Consider the following 19,463-nt stretch of genomic DNA (forward strand, 5'->3'; position numbering starts at 1 on the left):
TTAAAAATAAATTAATTCGAAATATAAAAGCAAATAACGCCGTGATTATCTTAAAAGTGATAATACGTTTTGAGGAATTTGGTTTGCTTGCGCTAATACAGAAGTGCCTGCTTGTTGCAGTATTTGGCCTTTACTCATATTAGACACTTCTGTCGCATAATCAGCGTCTTCAATACGGCTACGTGATGCGGTCAGATTATTAACAGTGTTGCCTAAGTTAGCAATGGTAGAATCTAAACGGTTTTGCACAGCCCCCATAGCACTGCGTAGGCTATCAACTTGAGATAATGCTTTATCTAATGTTTCTAATGGTTTTTCCACAACCGGATCTAGGGTCATCGCCGTACCTGTTGCAGCGACTTTGACTGTTGCACCTGCTGTAGCACCGGTGGTTGCAGCGAGACTAAAATAGTCATCCTTACCATCTTTATCAACGGAGTGAACAACCAATATAGATTTATCATCTTTACCATTAGCATCTACACCATAAGAAATATCGTAACTTTTCCAAGCTTTACCAGTGACTTTTGCATCCAAATTCGCTGTATCGAGTTTTTGCATCTCTTTTGTTGCAGGAGTACCAGTTAAAGTGACTTCAACTTCAGTTGCTTTAGATCCAATTTGACTTTTTGCTGATAAATCCAATTTATCAACACCTAATGTAGTCGCATCGGTTTTTTTCAGATCAACACTGATTTGTTCTTTATCATGCGCACCCACTTGTAAATTTAATGTGCTGTCTTCACTTAACACTTTTACGCCATTAAATTGTGTTTGTTCAGAAATACGATTAATTTCTGCGGTACGTTGATTCACTTCTTCCTGAATAGATTTAATATCGGTATCTGAATTAGAACCATTTTTTGCTTGGACGGTTAATTCACGAATACGTTGCAGGTTATTATTAATCTCATTCAAGGCCCCTTCTGTGGTTTGGGCTATGGAAATACCATCATTCGCATTACGTGAAGCTTGAGTTAAGCCTTTAATGTTAGAAGTAAAACGGTTTGCAATGGCTTGACCTGCTGCGTCATCCTTGGCGCTATTAATGCGTAAGCCAGAAGATAAACGTTGAATTGCATTACCTAATGCACTTTGTGAACGATTTAAATTATTTTGAGTGACCAGTGACAGATAATTGGTATTAATGACTTGTGCCATACAATATTCCTTCGACTTGATTTTAAAATACTTTTAAATGAATAGGGTTGTTATTACGTCGCTGTAATAACGTTGCCTAAACACTATCGTCATCAAATTTGAGGGATTTACGATTTTTGGCGTCGCAAAAATAGCAAAAAAAGCCAGTCAGTTAATTTATAAGAGGTAATTAATTGCAGAAAAAAGTAAAAGAAATTGAGAGAAAAAATAAAACTAAAAAAGAGTAGAGTTAAATATAAAATAAAACGACAAAAAAAGGCCCTCTTACGAGGACCTTTTGAATATAGAAAGGTATCTTTTGTGTCAGCGTACGAATTAACGTAACAGAGACAGAACAGTTTGTGGTACTTGGTTTGCTTGAGCAAGTACAGAAGTACCCGCTTGTTGCAGGATTTGACCACGGCTCATGTTAGACACTTCTGTTGCGTAGTCAGCATCTAAGATACGGCTACGTGAAGCAGATAAGTTGTTAACAGTGTTGTTCAGGTTGTTGATAGTAGATTCGAAACGGTTTTGAATCGCACCTAATTTAGAACGGCTTTCATCAATTGTGTTGATAGCTTTGTCTAAAGTTGCTAAAGCGTCATCTTTAACGTTTAAGCTAGCTGGTGCATCTTTACCAGGATTTGGCGTAAATTCATTAGCAGTGGTTTTTGAGCCAGCTTTGATATTAATTTCTTCTTTAGGAGTACCGGTCAATTCAAGGTCTGAAGCTGAAACTAAATAGTTTTTAGTACCATCATTGAAAATAAATTTATCGGCAACATCTTTAGTATCAACAGTATATTTAGATAAAGTTGTACCAGTAGCCATTTTAGTTGCACCAGTAAGAACTTTATCAAGATCACCAGCGTCTGTAATACCAGTGCCAACAGCAGTTACACCTTTTTTACCCGCAGGAGTTGTTTCAAACAGTTTATCAGTTGAAACACCTAACGTATCGTTATCAACTTTATCTAAGTTAAATTTGATAGTTTCGTTATCGTTAGTACCGACTTGGATAGTCATTTCAGCTTTTTCGCCACTCAGTACTTTAACGCCGTTAAACTGAGTTTGTTCAGAAATACGAGTGATTTCATCTAAACGTTCTTTAACTTCGTTTTGGATTGAAGTGATATCTGATTCTGAGTTAGTACCGTTTTTCGCTTGAACTGTTAACTCACGGATACGTTGTAAGTTGTTGTTAATTTCGTTCAGTGCACCTTCAGTAGTTTGAGCGATAGAGATACCATCGTTCGCATTACGTGAAGCTTGAGTTAAACCATTTACGTTTGAAGTGAAACGGTTAGCAATCGCTTGACCTGCAGCATCGTCTTTAGCGCTGTTGATACGTAGACCAGAAGACAGACGCTCGATTGCACTTCCTAAAGTTCCCTGAGATTTGTTCAGGTTGTTTTGAGTTACCAGAGATAGATAGTTGGTATTAATGACTTGTGCCATAGCTAGATTCCTTTAAAATCAAGTCGATAAAATAAAAGTTTGCCTATTCATTTTCGGTGTTAATCACCGGCAACAAGTTTATCGGCACCCCACATACAACCTTTAACTTTTCCTACAAATATTTCTGTGTTTTTTTATAGAATCAACATCAAGTCAATGATAAACAAAGAAATTAATTTATTATTTTTTTATTTGTTTTTTATCAATTTTCGTCTCAATCCTTTTTCTACCCTTCTAAATTCGACTTTGGTCACCAATGGCAATAAATGGCTTCTATATGGCAGCCTGTTTACGTCATCAAAAATACCAAATAGACGTAAACTTTTCGCCGATTCTACCGATAACGCTTTTTGAGGATTATTTTACGAACACAGAAAGGAGACCGGTATGGCTGGTATTGCTTCACTAGGCGTGGGCTCAGGGATGCCTCTTAGCCAAACATTGGCACAATTAGAGGCGGCGGAAAATAAACGCCTTGAACCCCTAGATAAACAGATGAAAAGCTACGAGGCGAAAATTACCGCTTACGGTAAAATACGCGGACAGCTTGATAAATTACAAAAAGCGTCTGAAGATTTAAAAAAATTCGATAAAATTGTTGCTACAAAAGTCGATGATGAGTTTGATGCTTTTAAAGTGACGACAGATGGTAAAGCCAGTATTGGTAACTATACGGTCTCAGTTAAAGAACTTGCTCATGCACAAACATTAAAATCAACTAAAGTCTCTGATGTGAAAGAAACATTAGGTGAAACTTTAGGTGAAGGTAATAAACGCACCTTAGTCATTACTCAAGAAGGTGAAGAAAAACCATTACGTATTGAATTAGAAGATAAACAAACTTCGATCATTGAATTGCGTGATGCAATCAATAAAAAAGAAGGTAACGTTTCAGCGACTATTGTTAAAGCAAAAGATGGTGAAAACTATTTAGTCCTCACTTCTCGTAAAGAAGGGACTGAATCGGAGATGAAAATCACCGTTGAAGGTGATGATAAACTGAATCAGTTTCTTTCTAATTCACCAGCAACCGATGAAGCATCTCATACTTCAGGGATGAGAGAAATCGTTAAAGCTAATAACGCACAATTAACGATCAATGGTATTGATATCGAGCGTCAAACTAATGAGATTAAAGATGCGCCTGAAGGGATCACGCTAAATCTTAAGAAAACGACGTTTGATAATAAAGACAAAGCAGATAAGCCTGAAATAGTCACTGTTGCTCGTGATATTGAGCCAATGAAAAAAGCCATTAAGGCTTGGACAGACGCTTATAATGAGTTAAACAGCACCTACAAATCACTCACTAAATATACGCAAGTAGAAAAAGGTGAAGCGGCATCTAAAGATAATGGTGTATTACTCGGTGATAGCACCAGCCGTATGATTATGTCGGAACTAAAAAGCTTTGTTACAAGCTCGCAAAGCACTTCTGACTTAGATACCCTCAATAAAATGGGGATTAAATTTAAGGTTGATGGTTCTTTAGATATTGATAGCAAAAAACTCGATGAGGCGTTAAAAGAGAAACCTGCCAACGTGAAAGAGTTTTTTATGGGTGACGGTAAAGAAACAGGCTTTGGTACTCAAACCTATAATTACCTAAAGAAAACCCTGCAATCTAATGATGGTACTTTAGACATTGCCACTGATGGCGTGAAAAAACGCAAAAAAACATTAGATAGCCAAATTAAAAACACCGAACGTAATATTGCGGCCACGATGGAACGTTATAAAAACCAGTTCCAACAGTTAGATAAAATGGTCAACTCCATGACTAACTCTAGTGCCTCAATCGGCCGTCTATTAATGTAATTTTTAAAAGTAGGATAATATGTATCAACAATCAGCCAGTAAAATGTATGCTCAAATCGACGTTGAAAGCGAGATTTTAAATGCCACGCCTTACCAGCTGATCCAGATCCTATTTAATGGGGCGCTAAGCGCCCTTCGCCGTGCTTTAATATTAATGGAACAAGGAAATATCGCCGGTAAAGGCGAAAATATTTCTAAAGCCATTAATATTATTGGTAACGGATTAAAACAAGGTCTGGATAAAGAAAAAGGTGGTGAGCTTGCAGAAAATCTGGAGCTCCTTTATGACTATATGGTTAATCAGCTACTCGATGCTAACTTAAAAAATAACCCAGAAAAAATTCATGAAGTCATCAAGCTCTTAACTGAAATTTCTGATGCTTGGCAACAAATCGGCACACAGATTAATTCTTATTAAATTAGAGTGGACAACAATATGGATATTATGGCGGCTTACGAGCATGTTTTAAAATCAAGTGAGCAAATGTTAACGCTTGCCAAAGATCAGCAATGGGACAAGCTGATAGAAATGGAAATGGATTATTTAAAAAGCGTAGAAAAAATCACTAAGATGGTAAAACCTGCTGACGGTGAGCTGAGACTACAACAACGACTCACGGATATGCTAAAGAAAATCTTAGAGAACGAAAACGAGACGCGAAATTTATTACGGGCTCGTCTAGATGAGCTTGGCATATTAATAAGACAGACTGAACAAGAGCAGAGGGTACAGAATAGCTATGGTCAGTTTACAGAACATAGTTATTATCCTGATCTCAATCTTAAATAACTCTCCTCTGCGCCAAAAGCGGTTTTATTAGCTAATGGCGTCTTTACTTAGAAAAACTATCGCTTGTTATTCAGCTTAACTTGTTATCGGTAACGTTCTTCTTTTCATTCATCAACTTACCCCCTCTCCTTTTTTTATGTTTTATTAGAGTAAAAATCGCCCACTAAACAGTGAGCGATACATTAATACATTATTGTGTGATCAATAAAATCTTATTTAATCACATCATAAAGTTGCAGATTAGATAAATAATCTGCAGTTAAACCTGCTGATGGATTATATTGTACGCCAAAGATCTCAGAGAATGCTTTACCCTCTTTACCTAGTGAAACCTTACGTTCATCTTTACCTGTGCTTTCATGGATAGAATAGGTTTTACGGCGCATGGCTATATATTTATCTGCATCATTAGCAATATCGGTGTGATAATCCGTAATTTGTGTATCCGTTAAGGCCAATTTATTAGCTAAATCACAACCCCAGCGGGTTAAACAGACTTCGGCAAAGTGGCGAACCACTATACCCGGCGCATATAATGCATTTTCACCTTCACTACCATCAATAGACGCATTGCCCACTAATGTGGCATGACGCCCTGAAATAGGGAAAATATGTATTTTAGTATCAGCAGCAACAGTTGGGATCACGCAAGTAAATCCTTTAGAGCGCTCATCTCTTGCATAAAATCCGACATATTCTTTGACGTTTTTACCCAGAGACACTTTTTCAGGTTGAAAATTCAGTGGACCTGGAACGGGATCAATCGCAAAAATATTCACGGGGATATCTTTTAATTGAGGATCTGCCAACATCGCATTTGCTAGCATATGGCAAGTAATCCCTCCACGACTCCACCCCACTAAGTTAACTTGTGTTGGAATAATGCCATCTTTACGGAAGATACGAATAATTTGCTGTTGGAGTTGCTGTTGAGTGACATGACGAGCGCCATAGTCATATTTACGCCATAAAAAAGAGCCTGTGACTTTGACATCTTCAATAGGTATGCCCGCTTTTTTCAGTTGGTTATACTGCTGTTCTGTTAATTTTTCACGTTGCCAATCAAAGTGACCTTTCATTAAACAAAGTGCGTGATTAACATTTTCTTCCCAACCCCTGCCAAATAACGAGCCTTTAATATCAGAGTAATTAGGGCTTTCAACCCATAAATCATCTTCTTGCAGATTACCACTACCTGGACCATCAACAATAAACCACTGTGCAAATTCTCGTCCTTGGTTGTTTTGCGCTAAAGTGGAGACTAATTCACCTTGCCAGAAGGTCGGATTATTATTATCAAATGAGTTTGAGCCAGTGCCACATAAATAAACGGTTAATACTGTCATAATTAAATTTCCTTTTATTAATAACTAAAAACCAAAATAATGATTTTTATTTCCTTGTATTGAGCTATTCCTTAGCCCACCAGCACATTAACCATAAGCCTTTTTTTATTCAATGAGTAAAAATAAATTAGTAAAGCTGAGATCACATAATGGAACTTTATTTAGGTAAAAGAAATGAAAAAACTCTATCAGATCAATGTAATTAAATTTTATAAGTGGATACCTTACTTTTTTATTAATTCTATTAGTTAATCAGTTCATAAAAAAGTGCATTAAATAACCAAGTTTTAAATTTAAAATAAAAAAATCCCACATTAAATGAATGTAGGATTTCTATTAGGTTGATAGAATTTTTATAAACGATTAAAAGCCACAACTCTCACCGCAGGAATATCAGCTTGTGCTCCTTCAGCAACTTCCTGACATGCTTTATCTAACGCAATATGGGGTGTGATCCCACTTTCTGTTTCTACAATTTTATGTCCGGCGTAGGTATCACCATTTCTGGAACGCACTTTATACGCAATAAACCAATATTCCATATCATCACCGTTTACGTTATTAATCATGTAATTACCATAGCGGTTTATGACCCGCTTTAATGTGATAATAATCAATAATTTTTAGTTTAATAAAATCGTTTTATAAAAAGATGAACTTCATCGTAAGAAATTTAAGCGTGCTCTTTCATTTCTGATTGCACTCATTTTTTATTTTTACTGTTTTTTCAAAGTGATCTAATTTATTCAGAATAATTATCAAGGTTTACCATAGAGTAATAAATTAAGTAACTTATTTAACCATTTGATTTTGATCTTTTTTGAAATATTAGAAGGGATAAAATAGCGAGTTGCTTTGATATAGATGTGAAAAAGCACACATCAATAAAATGATGTGTCTATTTTCTCTGTACAAATCGGGGCGCTCATCATCATAAATAGCAAACAATAGTATAAATATTCGAACGTTTAATCACATTCAAAAGCTTATATCATCTATTTAATGATATTGAACCAAATGCCCCATTCTGTTTTGATTAGGTGCGTCTTTATTGCTATACAAAAGAAAAGCAATCATTAACAAATGATGAGGCACTACACTTGCATACTCATAATTTCTTGATAAGCAGCAACGAGCTTATTACGCACTTGTATGCCCATTTGTAATGAGATACTGGATTTTTGCATATCTACCATCACATCGTTTAACTCGACTCCAGGTGTACCTAAGGTAAACGCTTGCACTTTGTTGGTTGCATTCACTCGGGTTTCATTAATTTTACCCACGGCTTGAACAAGCTGAGTAGCAAACCCTGCTTGTACTGGCTGGGGTTTTGCAATATTGGATGCTTGCAAAGTCTGGATTTGCATTTTATCCAGAACACTTTCAATAGCTGGAATTGACATATAAACCTCTGCGTTAATCATCTAATTCAATTACTGAATCAATGTCATAGTAAGGAAGTGCACCAACACGCTTACCGAGTTATACCCTAACACAGGGGCTTCATTCCAAAGCGAGTAATTAACGCAAAAGTTAAGGGCTAATTACGCCATTAAATGAAACGCAAAAGGCCAATAATGAGACACCTGAGAGTAGGTTTATTTATTTGCGTAAGGGGAGTCTGTTTTGTTACGCCACGCTTTTAGTATTCATCCCGAACTACAAGGCAAGGATTGTCTATGAATGCCGAAAAAACCGACGTTGTGAACCAGAAAAAGGGTTTTAACGCCATTATTAACCGGATAAAAGCCGATCCGAAAATTCCGCTCATTATTGCGGGCTCGGCGGCGATTGCCATTTTTGTTGCTGCATTTTTATGGTTACAAAGCCCTGATTATAAAGTGCTTTATAGTAATCTTAGCGATAAAGACGGTGGCGAAATTGTCACACAGTTAACACAAATGAACGTACCTTATCGCTTGTCACAAAATGGCTCAGCGATCATGGTGCCTGACAATCAGGTTCATGAATTACGCCTGAAACTCGCGCAAGCGGGACTTCCTAAAGGCGGTGCTGCCGGTTTTGAACTGTTAGATAAAGAAAAGTTCGGGATCAGCCAATTTAGTGAACAGATTAACTATCAACGTGCACTTGAAGGTGAGCTTGCTCGCACTATCGAGACATTAGGTCCTGTACAAAATGCTCGTGTTCATTTAGCACTGCCAAAACCATCTCTTTTTGTTCGTGAACAGAAATCCCCTTCTGCATCCGTTACGGTGGGTCTTTTACAGGGTAGAGCGCTGGATGAAGGTCAAATTAATGCCATCGTGCATATCGTTGCGAGCAGTGTTGCAGGTATGCCTGACAGCAGTGTGACTATCGTTGACCAAAGTGGCAAATTATTGACACAACCAGATGCATTAGGTCGTGATCTTAACTCTATCCAACTGAAATATGTTCAAGAGCTAGAAAGCCGTTATCAGCAACGTATTGAAACGTTATTAGGCCCAATTGTGGGTCGTGGAAACGTTCATGCACAGGTGACAGCTCAAGTTGACTTCTCTCATACAGAAGAAACAGCGGAAGAGTACAAACCAAATCAGCCACCAAATCAAGCCGCCGTGCGTTCAAAACAATTGAGCCAAAGTGAGCAAAATGGCGGCATGTTAGCGGGCGGTGTCCCCGGTGCATTATCTAATCAACCTGTTGCGCCACCACAAGCGCCGATTGAAACGCCAAAGGCGCAAGAAGGTGAAAAAACAGAGGGTGCCAATGCAACGGGTACTAATCGCTCATTAACGCGCAATCCAAACAGCAATAGCCGTTTAGATGAAACAACCAACTATGAAGTTGATCGCCGAATTCGCCATATCAAACGCCCTGTCGGTAATGTCGAACGTCTTTCTGTTGCTGTTATTGTGAACTACAAAACAGTTGAAAATAAGAAAGAAGCTGCTGAAGGCGAAGAGCCTGTTGTTGAAACTAAACTTGTTCCGCTAACTGATGAGCAAATCCAGCAAATTGAAGGACTTGTTCGTGAAGCGATGGGCTATTCCCAAGAACGTGGTGACTCTTTAAGTGTCGTAAACTCACAGTTCAACGATATTGAAGAGAAAGTGATCACGGTTCCTGTATGGGAAAATCCTGAAATTCTTGCGAAAGCATTAGATTTAGGTCGCTGGTTATTACTTGTCATCATCGCATGGATCTTATGGCGCAAACTGGTGAAACCACAGATTGAAAAACGCCGTGAAGCTGAAGCTGCTGCACAGAAAGCTGTACTGAAAACCAAGCTACAAGTTAAAGATGATGTAGATGAAGCAGAATTAGATGACGAAGCAAGACGTAAACAAGCACGTAAACGTGTCAGTGCCGAATTGCAAAGCCAACGTATCCGTGAAATGGCAGAGAAAGATCCTCGTGTCGTTGCAATGGTAATTCGTGAATGGATGAGTAAAGAGCAATGAGTAATAACTTAACTGGAACCGAAAAAAGCGCCGTTATGTTACTAACACTCGGTGAAGACCGAGCGGCGGAAGTATTTAAGCATCTAAGTACACGCGAAGTTCAACAGCTGAGTATTGCAATGTCATCAATGCGCCATATCTCAAATCAGCAATTGATTGATGTTATGGCAAGCTTTGAAGAAGACGCTGTTCAATATGCAGCGTTGAATGTGAATGCGAACGATTATTTACGCTCAGTTCTTGTTAAAGCCTTGGGTGAAGAACGTGCAAATAATCTATTAGATGAGATCTCAGAAACTCGCGAAACAACAACGGGTATCGAGACACTTAACTTTATGGAGCCACAAATGGCTGCCGATATTATCCGCGACGAACATCCGCAGATTATCGCAACCATCTTGGTTCACCTCAAACGGGGCCAAGCAGCAGATATTCTTGCCCTGTTTGATGAGAAATTACGTAATGACGTGATGTTACGTATCGCAACATTTGGTGGTGTTCAACCGTCAGCATTAGCAGAGTTAACTGAAGTACTGAATAACCTGCTTGATGGTCAAAACCTCAAACGCAGTAAAATGGGTGGTGTTCGTACTGCTGCTGAAATCATCAACTTGATGAAGAGTCAGCAAGAAGAGAATGTCATTACTGCGGTTCGCGATTACGACGGCGAATTGGCACAAAAAATTATCGACGAAATGTTCCTGTTCGAAAACCTTATCGATATCGACAACCGTTCTATCCAGCGCATTCTACAGGAAGTGGAATCCGACTCCTTGGTTGTGGCATTGAAAGGATGCGATCAAGAGCTGCGCGATCACTTCCTCAACAATATGTCGCAACGTGCTGCTGAAATCATGCGTGATGATTTGAATTCTCGCGGCCCTGTTCGTATGTCTCAAGTGGAAGCAGAGCAGAAAGCAATTCTGCTTGTGGTACGCAAATTAGCAGAGACTGGAGAGGTTGTTCTTCATGGAGGAGACGATACCTATGTCTGATAAACATACTGATACTAACTGGAAGCCTTGGGTTCCCAAAGAACTCACTGATTGGGCATTAACTGTCGAGGAAACGGCAGAAGACGAAAAGGAAGTCGAAAAACAGGAAAAAGAAGTCGTTCAGCAACAGAAAGTTCTTGAGCAAATTAATATGCTTGATGACATGAAAGAAAAGGCTCAGAAATTGGGCCACGCTGAAGGCTTTGAGGCAGGGAAAAACCAGGGTTATCAGGAAGGCTATCAGGCTGGATTACAATCAGGTATTGAAGAAGGTATTCGCCAAGGCATTGCTCAACAATCACCATTAATTAATGAGTGGCAAGGGTTGTTAGCTGAATTTAGGCACTCTTTAAATGGGTTAGACAGTGTTATTGCTTCGCGTTTAATGCAAATCGCCCTCACTGCGGCAAAAGAAGTTCTCGGTCAGCCTGCGGTTTGTGATGGTTCTGCATTGCTTGCACAAATAACCTTAATGTTGCAACAAGAACAAATGTTCTCAAGCAATCCACAGTTACGAGTGAATCCAAAACATATTCCACAAATTGAAAAAGAACTGGGTGATTCCCTTTCTGCTCATGGTTGGAAAGTGGTTGCCGATAACAGTATTCATGTGGGTGGATGCCGTGTTGTAACAAATGATGGCGATCTTGATGCCACGATTGCAACTCGTTGGCATGAGCTTTGCCGTCTTGCTGCACCGGAGGCGTTGTAATGACAGCAAGATTGGGGCGTTGGTTAGAAAAACTCAGTGAAGCAGAAGCGCGTTTAAATAAAATTCCGCGTGTACGTCAATATGGTCGTTTAACCAGAGCTACAGGTTTAGTCATGGAAGCTAAGGGGCTTGTTATGCCTCTTGGCTCTACATGTTTAATAGAACGTACTATCGGTAAAACGGTTGAAGAAGTCGAAAGCGAAGTGGTTGGGTTTAATGGTAGCCAGATGTTGTTAATGCCTTTACAAGAAGTGGAGGGATTAACACCAGGTGCTCGTGTTTATGCACAAGCCACACCCGGTGGTGAAAATGAAGGTCGCCAATTACCACTAGGTGATGCGTTATTAGGACGTGTTTTAGATGGTTCTGGTTACCCTTTAGATGGTTTACCACCACCGGATACAGGTTATCGTGCCCCACTCATTACGCCACCGATCAACCCACTACAACGTACCCCTATTACTGATGTACTGGATGTGGGCGTGCGTGCAATCAATTCACTGTTGACCGTAGGTCGTGGTCAGCGTATGGGACTTTTTGCAGGCTCTGGTGTGGGTAAAAGTGTGCTATTAGGCATGATGGCTCGTTTTACTCAAGCGGATGTCATTGTTGTTGGCTTAATCGGTGAACGTGGTCGTGAAGTTAAAGACTTTATCGAGAATATCCTTGGTACTGAAGGCTTAGCTCGTTCTGTTGTTGTTGCCGCCCCCGCAGACGTATCACCACTGCTTCGTATGCAAGGTGCTTCTTATGCCACACGTATTGCTGAAGATTTTCGCGATAGAGGTAAACATGTCCTGTTAATTATGGACTCACTCACCCGTTACAGTATGGCACAACGTGAAATTGCTCTTGCTGTTGGTGAGCCACCTGCAACCAAAGGTTATCCACCTTCTGTCTTTGCTAAATTGCCCGCACTGGTCGAACGTGCAGGAAATGGCGTTGATGGTGGTGGTTCTATCACGGCTTTCTATACTGTTTTAACAGAAGGTGATGACCAGCAAGATCCTATTGCAGATTCTGCACGTGCGATTTTAGATGGCCACATTGTGCTTTCGCGTTCTCTTGCAGAATCTGGGCACTACCCTGCTATCGATATCGAAGCTTCTATTAGCCGTGCAATGACGTCACTGATTGATAAAACACATTATCGTCGCGTACAAATGTTTAAACAGCTTTTATCTAATTATCAACGTAACCGCGATTTAATTAACGTAGGTGCTTATGCGGCGGGTAGTGATCCTATGCTTGATAAAGCCATTGCTCTTTATCCATCTCTCGCGAAGTTCTTACAACAAGATATCCAAGAGCAATGCAGTTATCAAAGTGCATGTGAGCAACTTAATCAACTGATCACAATAAACTAATTCTGAACATAATCAGAGAAAGTAAAGAGGGTTCCAATGCGGGAGCAGTCACCTTTAGTGACACTGAGAGAACTGGCACAGACAGCGGCTGAACAAGCCGCTATTCAACTGGCTCAGGTCCGGCAGAGTCATCAACAAATGGAACAACAACTCAATATGTTGATTGGGTATCAGGATGAATACCGTGTACGTCTAAATGAAACGTTAAATTTAGGGGGGATGTCGTCAGCATCGTGGCAAAACTACCAACAATTTCTCAAAACGCTCGAATTGACTATCGAACAACATAAACAGCAACTTCAACATTGGCAGGCGCAACTCGATCTTGCAACTGAACAATGGAGAGAAAAACAGCAACGACTCAATGCATTTGAGACTTTGGAGCAACGCGCTGAAGATAGCCGTAAGCGACATCTTGATCGTATTGAACAGAAACAAATGGATGAGTACGCACAGCGTAGTACTTTACGGAGAACAACTTGATGGAGATAACGCTTCTGACCATGGATGTCGCTGCAGCCTCTCCGGGAACGACATCTGCTTCAAATAGTCAACCCGGTGATAATGCCCCGACATTTGCTCAGCTTTTGGGCTCTCAACCTCAAAATGCGCAGAGTGATAAAAAAACAGCCAATATCACAAATCATTCAACAAAAGAAAATAAGGCGCATTCACACTCTGATGAAGACAAAACAAAAGAAGACGGTAGTCATCTTGCGTCTGCCACTACAGAACCTAGTGTGATAGAAGATTCATCTCTTGAGAAATCTCAATTGGCTCTTACTTTGCCAGATAATGAACAATTTGCGGCTATTGTTGAAAATAAAAATCCTTCTTTATTAATGTCAGCAGAAGAGCTTGCTGCCGAACTGCCGGTTCAATTAGCAGGATTACCGGGATTAAAACGCCTAACCCTTCCTTCAGAACAACTGACTCAAGCATTACAACAGCATCAATCAGTTAAAGGTGATGAAGGCTTAGCCTCGTTAGCGCGTACTCTTTCTAAAGATAGCGATATGTCGGAATTCAACCTTGCCGACAAGCTCAATCTATCAAAATCAGATGAAAAGTCCTTGTTAACCCAGCTACGACCAGAAGCAACAGCATTAGCAACAGAAAGTACACTTGTCGGTGCTAATCAGACAGAAAAACCTTCTGCGAAAAAAGGAGATAGCGTCGCAACGCTTTTAACGCCAACAGCCGAAAAAGTGAATGCATTGCTAAACAGCGATAAGCAAGTTACAAATGCAAAATTAGCGGATAATGTTGCTCAGCAAATAGTAACAAGTAATCGCGTTGTAGAAAGCGATCTTCACAGTACACTTTCTACCTCTTCTTCTTTGGCTTCACAAGGCATTACGGGCCATGCTCACTCATCAACACAACCACAAATGCAATTTTCACCGATGGCAACACAGGTACTCAATGCACAAGTGGGAACACAAGAGTGGCAACAGCAACTCAATCAACAAATTGTGATGTTTAGCCGTAATGGCTTACAAAAGGCAGAGCTACGCTTACACCCTGAAGAGCTAGGTTCATTACATATCCGCATGAAAATAGAAGATGGGCAAGCACAGCTACACCTAGCTTCACAAAACGGCCAAGTTCGTTCTGTATTAGAAAATGCCATGCATCAATTGCGTCAAGCGCTCTCTGAAAATGGGATCCAGCTCACGCAGAGTCAGGTGTCTAGCGACACTAATGACAGTTGGCAACAACAAAATATGTCAGATTCCTCTCAATTTAGTGGAGATGGTGCCGATAATCATCAAGGAAGCGAGGGTAATTCACTGCAATTAGCCTCTGAAACGGCACTACAAAAGATAACGCTTACGCCTCAAGAATTAGCATCTGCTCGTGGTGGTGTTGATATTTTCGCCTAATACAAATGTATTGGGAGGACACACTATGTCAATAAACGTAAGAGTTAATGGTTTTTTCCCTATCTGTTTCTGCAATTAAAAAACAGAAATAGCGGGATAATTAAGGTTGATTTAGATGGATATGGAAGTCCACAACAGTGAACACGTATCCACTACAAAACAGGAATTTAACTGTCCATGTCTAATTACAGCAATGAACGTAAAAGCTATAGCTTAATTCTGATCATCGTACTATTGGTGATCGCCATTATTGCAGCGGCATTCGGTGGATATAGTTGGTGGGCATTGAAGCATGCTAAATCAGGTTCAGCGGGCACAAGTCAGCAAAAAGTTATACCAGCACCCGTTTTTATGTCATTAGAACCCTTTACGGTAAATCTAATTGATGACGAAGAACACTTAGACAGAGTGCTCTACATAGGGATCACATTAAGATTACATAATGAAGACACTCGTAAGCGTCTACATGATTATTTACCTGAAGTTCGTAGCCGCTTGTTATTACTGCTTTCTCGTCAACAGGCTAATAAGCTCGCGACAGACAATGGAAAACTCCAGCTAATGACGGATGTAAAAGAAACGCTGAGACCGACTCTCGTACCGGGAGAATCTGAACAGATCCTCTCCGATGTACTGTTTACCACGTTTATTCTGCGATAATCATTATGAGCGATAATATCCTTTCACAGGCAGAGATTGATGCTCTGCTGAATGATGACACATCAGGTGACGACGCCAAAAAAAGCGCGAACAGGGAACCTGCGATAGCGAAGGATCCGAATGAACCGGATATTCAGCCTTATGACCCCAACACGCAACGTCGTGTGGTTCGAGAACGTTTACAGTCGTTAGAGATTATTAACGAACGCTTCGCGCGTCAATTCCGTATGGGGCTGTTTAACATGCTTCGTCGGAGTCCTGACATTACTGTTGGTGGCATTAAAATTCACCCATATCACGACTTTGCTCGTAATTTACCTGTGCCAACGAACCTTAACTTGGTGCATTTAAAGCCTTTACGAGGAACAGCATTATTTACTTTTGAACCCAATCTGGTTTATATCGCGGTAGATAACCTGTTTGGTGGTGATGGCCGTTTTCCAATCCCTGTGGAAGGGCGTGAATTTACCAACACAGAGCAGCGGATCATCAACAAAATGTTGAAATTGGCACTTGATGCCTACCGTGATGCTTGGGATTCCATATTCAAAATTCAGGTGGAATATGTTCGTTCTGAAATGCAGGTGAAATTTACCAATATCACCTCATCACCGAATGACATTGTTGTTACGACACCTTTTCAGGTAGAAATTGGTTCCATGGTTGGGGAATTTAGTATTTGTATTCCATTTGCCATGATTGAGCCATTACGTGAACGACTGATCAATCCACCAATTGAAAATGTTCGTCAAGAAGATGGGGTTTGGTTAGATAGTTTAGTCAACCAAGTTCAGCATTCAGAGCTTGAACTGGTCGCAAACTTTACTGACATCCCACTGCGCTTATCAAAAGTGTTAACACTTAAAGAAGGGGATGTTATCCCGATTGATAAACCAGAAAGATTGATTGCACATGTTGATGGTGTGCCCGTATTAACAAGCCAATACGGTACAGTAAATGGGCAATATGCCCTTCGTGTTGAACACCTAATTAACCCTGTTTTAAACGCTCTGGATGAGGAACAAACCAATGAGTGATGCAAATCGCCCAACTGATAATTCACAATCGGCTGAGGATATGTGGGCTGATGCAATGGAACAGCAAACTGGTAAAAGCCAGGATAATAGTTCCGATCTATTTGAACATCTTTTACCTGAAGACGACACACTGAACCATCTATCTGACATTAATTTGATTATGGATATTCCTGTCAAATTAACAGTAGAGTTAGGTCGCACCAAAATGACCATTAAAAAATTACTTAGCCTGTCACAAGGTTCTGTCGTTTCACTGGATGGTTTAGCTGGCGAGCCTCTTGATATTCTTATCAATGGCTATTTAATCGCTCAAGGTGAAGTTGTGGTTGTTTCTGATAAATATGGTATTCGCATTACCGATATCATTACACCATCAGAACGTATGCGTCGCCTGAGCCGTTAATCTATGGAACAGCTTCCTTCCTTTTCCAGCCAAGGTGCGGTAAATACTACCGCACCCGCTACAACACAAACAGTTCAAACACCTACACAACCGTTGCCTGTAGGTCAAAGCCTTGCTCAAGTTAGCACGGCACTTGCAGGCATCATCGTTCTTATTATTGTTGCTATGTGGTTATTTCGCCGTTTTGGCTTTAGCCGAGGTTCATTTAAAGGAACAACAGCACAACTTAGCGTCAAAGCAAGTTGTTCATTAGGTGCGAAAGAACGTGTGGTGGTGGTTGAAATAGAACAGGAATGGCTCGTATTAGGGGTAACTGCATCGCAGGTAAATCTGCTGCATAAATTACCCGTTCCTGATAAAGCCTCGCAGGAAGCGACCTCATCACCAACATCACCCTTGTTTACTCAAATATTACAAAAAACGCTAAAGCGAGATAAAGGCAACTCATAATGCATCAGTGTGTCACTTTTTTTAACGCATTAAAGCGTTGGCGTCTCTTCGCTAGTGTGCTGGTTTTACTCTTGTTACCTACCAGTGCGTTTGCCCAATTTCCGGGTATTATTACACAGCCTTTACCGGGTGGAGGTCAAAGTTGGTCACTGCCAGTACAAACCTTAATTTTCATTACAGCATTAGGCTTTATTCCTGCCGTTTTGCTGATGATGACAAGTTTTACCCGCATTATTATTGTCCTTGGATTATTACGTAATGCTTTAGGTACACCTTCAGCGCCGCCAAACCAAGTGGTTCTTGGTTTAGCATTATTTATGACATTTTTCATTATGGCACCCGTTTTTGATAAAATTTATCAAGATGCCTATATGCCATTTACTGAAGATCAAATTACCTTCGAACAAGCCTTAGAAAATGGTTCAAAACCTCTACGTCAGTTTATGATGCAACAAACTCGTGAAACTGACTTGGCTCTGTTTGCTCGTCTTGCCGATGCACCAGCATTTGAAACTCGCGAAAGTGTACCTATGCGTATTTTGGTGCCTGCATATATCACCAGTGAACTAAAAACCGCTTTTCAAATCGGTTTTATGATTTTTATTCCTTTTCTTATTATCGACTTAGTTGTCGCCAGTGTGTTGATGGCGCTAGGTATGATGATGGTGCCACCAGCCACAGTTTCATTGCCATTTAAACTGATGCTTTTTGTTTTAGTCGATGGCTGGCAATTAATACTAGGCTCGCTTGCACAAAGCTTTTTTAATTAGCGCAGAGGTAACCCCATGACACCAGAATCCGTCTTAGCACTAGGTACTGAAGCGATGAAAATCGCTTTATCACTAGCTGGCCCTCTTTTATTGTCCGCTCTGGTAACGGGTCTTGTGATCAGTATGCTTCAAGCTGCAACACAAATAAACGAAATGACATTATCGTTTATTCCAAAAATTCTTGCTGTATTAGTCGCTATTTTAGTTGCGGGTCCTTGGATGTTAAGTTTACTTGTCGATTATATGCATAACCTATTTACAGGCATTCCTGGGATGATTGGTTAATAGCAATGATAACCCTGACCAGTGAAATGCTTAGCGGCTACATTAGTGATTTTTTCTGGCCATTTGTGCGAATACTCGCGCTTTTTAGCACCGCACCGCTATTTAGTGAAAAACAAACACCTAAAAAATTTCGTATTGCACTCGCTTTTTTAATTACTGCATTAGTCGCACCAGGCTTACCGCAAAGTCATGTGCCTTTATTCTCTCTTATTGCCTTTTGGGTACTGTTACAACAAATTTTGATTGGCACCATTCTCGGATTATCAATGCAGTTGGCGTTCGCTTCTGTTCGTCATGCTGGTGAAGTGATTGGTTTACAGATGGGGCTTTCATTCGCTACCTTTGTCGATCCATCAGGTGGCCCTAACATGCCTATTCTGGCACGTATTTTTAATATGCTAACAATGTTATTATTTATGGTCTTCGACGGTCATTTATGGCTATTATCTATATTAGTTGATACATTCTATGTCGTTCCTATTGGAAATCAGACCTTTAACTCATTAGGCATACTAACTTTAGTTCAAAGTGGTGGGACTATATTTATCAACGGTATGATGTTAGCCATGCCATTAATCACTCTACTTTTAGTGCTTAACCTTTCATTAGGTATTTTAAATCGTATGACACCACAGCTTTCTGTTTTTGTGGTTGGTTTCCCGCTGACATTAACCATTGGTATGCTAGCGCTATCAATGATCATGCCCGCTCTTCCTGTCTTTACTGAGCGTGTCTTTAGCGATACATTTAATCGCATCACCTTAATACTACAGCAGTTGGTTTCTTGACATAAGACTGATTAAAAATACATACGATGAGCCTTCTCAATAATAAAATTGACAAAAGGCTCTTTTATTAAACATTAATATTATTATTGACAACACATTCATACTTGAATTAATGATAATATTTATTTCATATAAAGCCATATAT

General features: G+C 40.0%; 21 protein-coding genes. 16 read left to right on the forward strand and 5 right to left on the reverse strand.

Going from position 1 to position 19,463, the window contains the following annotated elements:
* Nucleotides 1-45: 45 nt before the first annotated feature.
* Together DK861_RS15985 and DK861_RS15990 are read right to left on the reverse strand one after the other, a co-directional pair.
* Complete coding sequence (locus DK861_RS15985; RefSeq protein ID WP_109400743.1) at nt 46-1,161, reverse strand: FliC/FljB family flagellin; 1,116 nt, start codon at nt 1,159-1,161, stop codon at nt 46-48.
* A 315-nt stretch (nt 1,162-1,476) separates the two neighbouring features.
* The gene (locus DK861_RS15990; protein WP_109400744.1) at nt 1,477-2,601 is read right to left on the reverse strand and encodes a FliC/FljB family flagellin; all 1,125 of its coding nucleotides are present in this window, start codon (nt 2,599-2,601) and stop codon (nt 1,477-1,479) included.
* 387 nt (nt 2,602-2,988) lie between these two features.
* Here DK861_RS15990 and fliD point away from each other — a divergent pair, with 387 nt between their 5' ends.
* Genes fliD through fliT form a run of 3 tightly spaced genes read left to right on the forward strand, consistent with a single transcriptional unit; the run spans nt 2,989 to nt 5,209 of the window.
* Complete coding sequence (fliD, locus tag DK861_RS15995) at nt 2,989-4,419, forward strand: flagellar filament capping protein FliD (RefSeq protein WP_109400745.1); 1,431 nt, start codon at nt 2,989-2,991, stop codon at nt 4,417-4,419.
* A gap of 19 nt (nt 4,420-4,438) precedes the next feature.
* Nucleotides 4,439-4,837, forward strand: a complete 399-nt coding sequence (gene fliS / locus DK861_RS16000) for a flagellar export chaperone FliS (protein WP_023581844.1) — start codon at nt 4,439-4,441, stop codon at nt 4,835-4,837.
* An 18-nt stretch (nt 4,838-4,855) separates the two neighbouring features.
* The gene (gene fliT, locus DK861_RS16005; protein WP_006533138.1) at nt 4,856-5,209 is read left to right on the forward strand and encodes a flagellar protein FliT; all 354 of its coding nucleotides are present in this window, start codon (nt 4,856-4,858) and stop codon (nt 5,207-5,209) included.
* Between the two features lie 212 nt (nt 5,210-5,421).
* Here the strand turns inward: fliT and DK861_RS16010 are convergent, their stop codons facing one another.
* From DK861_RS16010 to fliE, 3 genes are all read right to left on the reverse strand, one after another.
* Nucleotides 5,422-6,555 carry a hypothetical protein gene (locus DK861_RS16010; protein WP_109400746.1) on the reverse strand — a complete coding sequence of 378 codons (1,134 nt, stop codon included), beginning with the start codon at nt 6,553-6,555 and terminating at the stop codon, nt 5,422-5,424.
* 353 nt (nt 6,556-6,908) lie between these two features.
* Nucleotides 6,909-7,124 (reverse strand): hypothetical protein, encoded by a 216-nt coding sequence (locus tag DK861_RS16015; RefSeq protein ID WP_006533140.1) that lies wholly within the window; start codon nt 7,122-7,124, stop codon nt 6,909-6,911.
* Nucleotides 7,125-7,649: 525 nt separating this feature from the next.
* Entirely contained in the window at nt 7,650-7,961 is a 312-nt protein-coding gene (fliE, locus tag DK861_RS16020; RefSeq protein WP_072063097.1) for a flagellar hook-basal body complex protein FliE, read from the reverse strand.
* A 276-nt stretch (nt 7,962-8,237) separates the two neighbouring features.
* Between fliE and fliF the strand changes: the two genes are divergently transcribed.
* From fliF to fliR, 13 genes are all read left to right on the forward strand, one after another.
* The gene (fliF, locus tag DK861_RS16025; protein ID WP_109400748.1) at nt 8,238-9,965 is read left to right on the forward strand and encodes a flagellar basal-body MS-ring/collar protein FliF; all 1,728 of its coding nucleotides are present in this window, start codon (nt 8,238-8,240) and stop codon (nt 9,963-9,965) included.
* On the forward strand, nt 9,962-10,960 hold the full coding sequence (gene fliG / locus DK861_RS16030) for a flagellar motor switch protein FliG (RefSeq protein ID WP_006533145.1): 999 nt from the start codon (nt 9,962-9,964) through the stop codon (nt 10,958-10,960). The genes fliF and fliG overlap by 4 nt, the downstream gene beginning before the upstream one ends.
* Nucleotides 10,953-11,672 carry a flagellar assembly protein FliH gene (fliH, locus tag DK861_RS16035; protein WP_072063099.1) on the forward strand — a complete coding sequence of 240 codons (720 nt, stop codon included), beginning with the start codon at nt 10,953-10,955 and terminating at the stop codon, nt 11,670-11,672. Before fliG ends, fliH begins: the two co-directional genes overlap by 8 nt.
* Nucleotides 11,672-13,039, forward strand: a complete 1,368-nt coding sequence (fliI, locus tag DK861_RS16040; RefSeq protein ID WP_006533148.1) for a flagellar protein export ATPase FliI — start codon at nt 11,672-11,674, stop codon at nt 13,037-13,039. Before fliH ends, fliI begins: the two co-directional genes overlap by 1 nt.
* 36 nt (nt 13,040-13,075) lie before the next feature.
* Entirely contained in the window at nt 13,076-13,522 is a 447-nt protein-coding gene (gene fliJ / locus DK861_RS16045; protein ID WP_006533149.1) for a flagellar export protein FliJ, read from the forward strand.
* Nucleotides 13,522-14,925: a flagellar hook-length control protein FliK gene (locus DK861_RS16050; RefSeq protein ID WP_006533150.1), complete on the forward strand. Its 1,404-nt coding sequence runs from the start codon at nt 13,522-13,524 to the stop codon at nt 14,923-14,925. Before fliJ ends, DK861_RS16050 begins: the two co-directional genes overlap by 1 nt.
* A 177-nt stretch (nt 14,926-15,102) precedes the next feature.
* Nucleotides 15,103-15,585: a flagellar basal body-associated protein FliL gene (gene fliL, locus DK861_RS16055; protein ID WP_006533151.1), complete on the forward strand. Its 483-nt coding sequence runs from the start codon at nt 15,103-15,105 to the stop codon at nt 15,583-15,585.
* A 5-nt stretch (nt 15,586-15,590) separates the two neighbouring features.
* Complete coding sequence (fliM, locus tag DK861_RS16060; protein WP_006533152.1) at nt 15,591-16,622, forward strand: flagellar motor switch protein FliM; 1,032 nt, start codon at nt 15,591-15,593, stop codon at nt 16,620-16,622.
* Nucleotides 16,615-17,025: a flagellar motor switch protein FliN gene (gene fliN / locus DK861_RS16065; RefSeq protein ID WP_006533153.1), complete on the forward strand. Its 411-nt coding sequence runs from the start codon at nt 16,615-16,617 to the stop codon at nt 17,023-17,025. The genes fliM and fliN overlap by 8 nt, the downstream gene beginning before the upstream one ends.
* Before the next feature lie 3 nt (nt 17,026-17,028).
* Nucleotides 17,029-17,475 (forward strand): flagellar biosynthetic protein FliO, encoded by a 447-nt coding sequence (gene fliO / locus DK861_RS16070; protein ID WP_006533154.1) that lies wholly within the window; start codon nt 17,029-17,031, stop codon nt 17,473-17,475.
* Nucleotides 17,475-18,245 (forward strand): flagellar type III secretion system pore protein FliP, encoded by a 771-nt coding sequence (fliP, locus tag DK861_RS16075; protein WP_006533155.1) that lies wholly within the window; start codon nt 17,475-17,477, stop codon nt 18,243-18,245. The genes fliO and fliP overlap by 1 nt, the downstream gene beginning before the upstream one ends.
* A 15-nt stretch (nt 18,246-18,260) precedes the next feature.
* Entirely contained in the window at nt 18,261-18,530 is a 270-nt protein-coding gene (gene fliQ / locus DK861_RS16080) for a flagellar biosynthesis protein FliQ (RefSeq protein ID WP_006533156.1), read from the forward strand.
* A gap of 5 nt (nt 18,531-18,535) precedes the next feature.
* Complete coding sequence (gene fliR / locus DK861_RS16085; RefSeq protein ID WP_072063103.1) at nt 18,536-19,318, forward strand: flagellar biosynthetic protein FliR; 783 nt, start codon at nt 18,536-18,538, stop codon at nt 19,316-19,318.
* Nucleotides 19,319-19,463 lie beyond the last annotated feature (145 nt).

Origin of the sequence: Proteus sp. TJ1640, assembly GCF_003144445.1 — a bacterium.
GTDB lineage: Bacteria > Pseudomonadota > Gammaproteobacteria > Enterobacterales > Enterobacteriaceae > Proteus > Proteus penneri.

Excerpts from the sequence above, each read along its gene's own strand:
- fliN (WP_006533153.1), top strand. The coding sequence starts at position 16,615 with ATGAGTGATGCAAATCGCCCAACTGATAATTCACAATCGGCTGAGGAT.
- fliG (WP_006533145.1), top strand. The coding sequence starts at position 9,962 with ATGAGTAATAACTTAACTGGAACCGAAAAAAGCGCCGTTATGTTACTA.
- fliE (WP_072063097.1), bottom strand. The coding sequence starts at position 7,961 with ATGTCAATTCCAGCTATTGAAAGTGTTCTGGATAAAATGCAAATCCAG.
- fliH (WP_072063099.1), top strand. The coding sequence starts at position 10,953 with ATGTCTGATAAACATACTGATACTAACTGGAAGCCTTGGGTTCCCAAA.
- fliI (WP_006533148.1), top strand. The coding sequence starts at position 11,672 with ATGACAGCAAGATTGGGGCGTTGGTTAGAAAAACTCAGTGAAGCAGAA.
- fliS (WP_023581844.1), top strand. The coding sequence starts at position 4,439 with ATGTATCAACAATCAGCCAGTAAAATGTATGCTCAAATCGACGTTGAA.
- fliT (WP_006533138.1), top strand. The coding sequence starts at position 4,856 with ATGGATATTATGGCGGCTTACGAGCATGTTTTAAAATCAAGTGAGCAA.
- DK861_RS16015 (WP_006533140.1), bottom strand. The coding sequence starts at position 7,124 with ATGATTAATAACGTAAACGGTGATGATATGGAATATTGGTTTATTGCG.
- fliL (WP_006533151.1), top strand. The coding sequence starts at position 15,103 with ATGTCTAATTACAGCAATGAACGTAAAAGCTATAGCTTAATTCTGATC.
- fliM (WP_006533152.1), top strand. The coding sequence starts at position 15,591 with ATGAGCGATAATATCCTTTCACAGGCAGAGATTGATGCTCTGCTGAAT.
- DK861_RS15990 (WP_109400744.1), bottom strand. The coding sequence starts at position 2,601 with ATGGCACAAGTCATTAATACCAACTATCTATCTCTGGTAACTCAAAAC.
- DK861_RS16050 (WP_006533150.1), top strand. The coding sequence starts at position 13,522 with ATGGAGATAACGCTTCTGACCATGGATGTCGCTGCAGCCTCTCCGGGA.
- DK861_RS15985 (WP_109400743.1), bottom strand. The coding sequence starts at position 1,161 with ATGGCACAAGTCATTAATACCAATTATCTGTCACTGGTCACTCAAAAT.
- DK861_RS16010 (WP_109400746.1), bottom strand. The coding sequence starts at position 6,555 with ATGACAGTATTAACCGTTTATTTATGTGGCACTGGCTCAAACTCATTT.
- fliO (WP_006533154.1), top strand. The coding sequence starts at position 17,029 with ATGGAACAGCTTCCTTCCTTTTCCAGCCAAGGTGCGGTAAATACTACC.
- fliD (WP_109400745.1), top strand. The coding sequence starts at position 2,989 with ATGGCTGGTATTGCTTCACTAGGCGTGGGCTCAGGGATGCCTCTTAGC.
- fliF (WP_109400748.1), top strand. The coding sequence starts at position 8,238 with ATGAATGCCGAAAAAACCGACGTTGTGAACCAGAAAAAGGGTTTTAAC.
- fliQ (WP_006533156.1), top strand. The coding sequence starts at position 18,261 with ATGACACCAGAATCCGTCTTAGCACTAGGTACTGAAGCGATGAAAATC.
- fliP (WP_006533155.1), top strand. The coding sequence starts at position 17,475 with ATGCATCAGTGTGTCACTTTTTTTAACGCATTAAAGCGTTGGCGTCTC.
- fliJ (WP_006533149.1), top strand. The coding sequence starts at position 13,076 with ATGCGGGAGCAGTCACCTTTAGTGACACTGAGAGAACTGGCACAGACA.
- fliR (WP_072063103.1), top strand. The coding sequence starts at position 18,536 with ATGATAACCCTGACCAGTGAAATGCTTAGCGGCTACATTAGTGATTTT.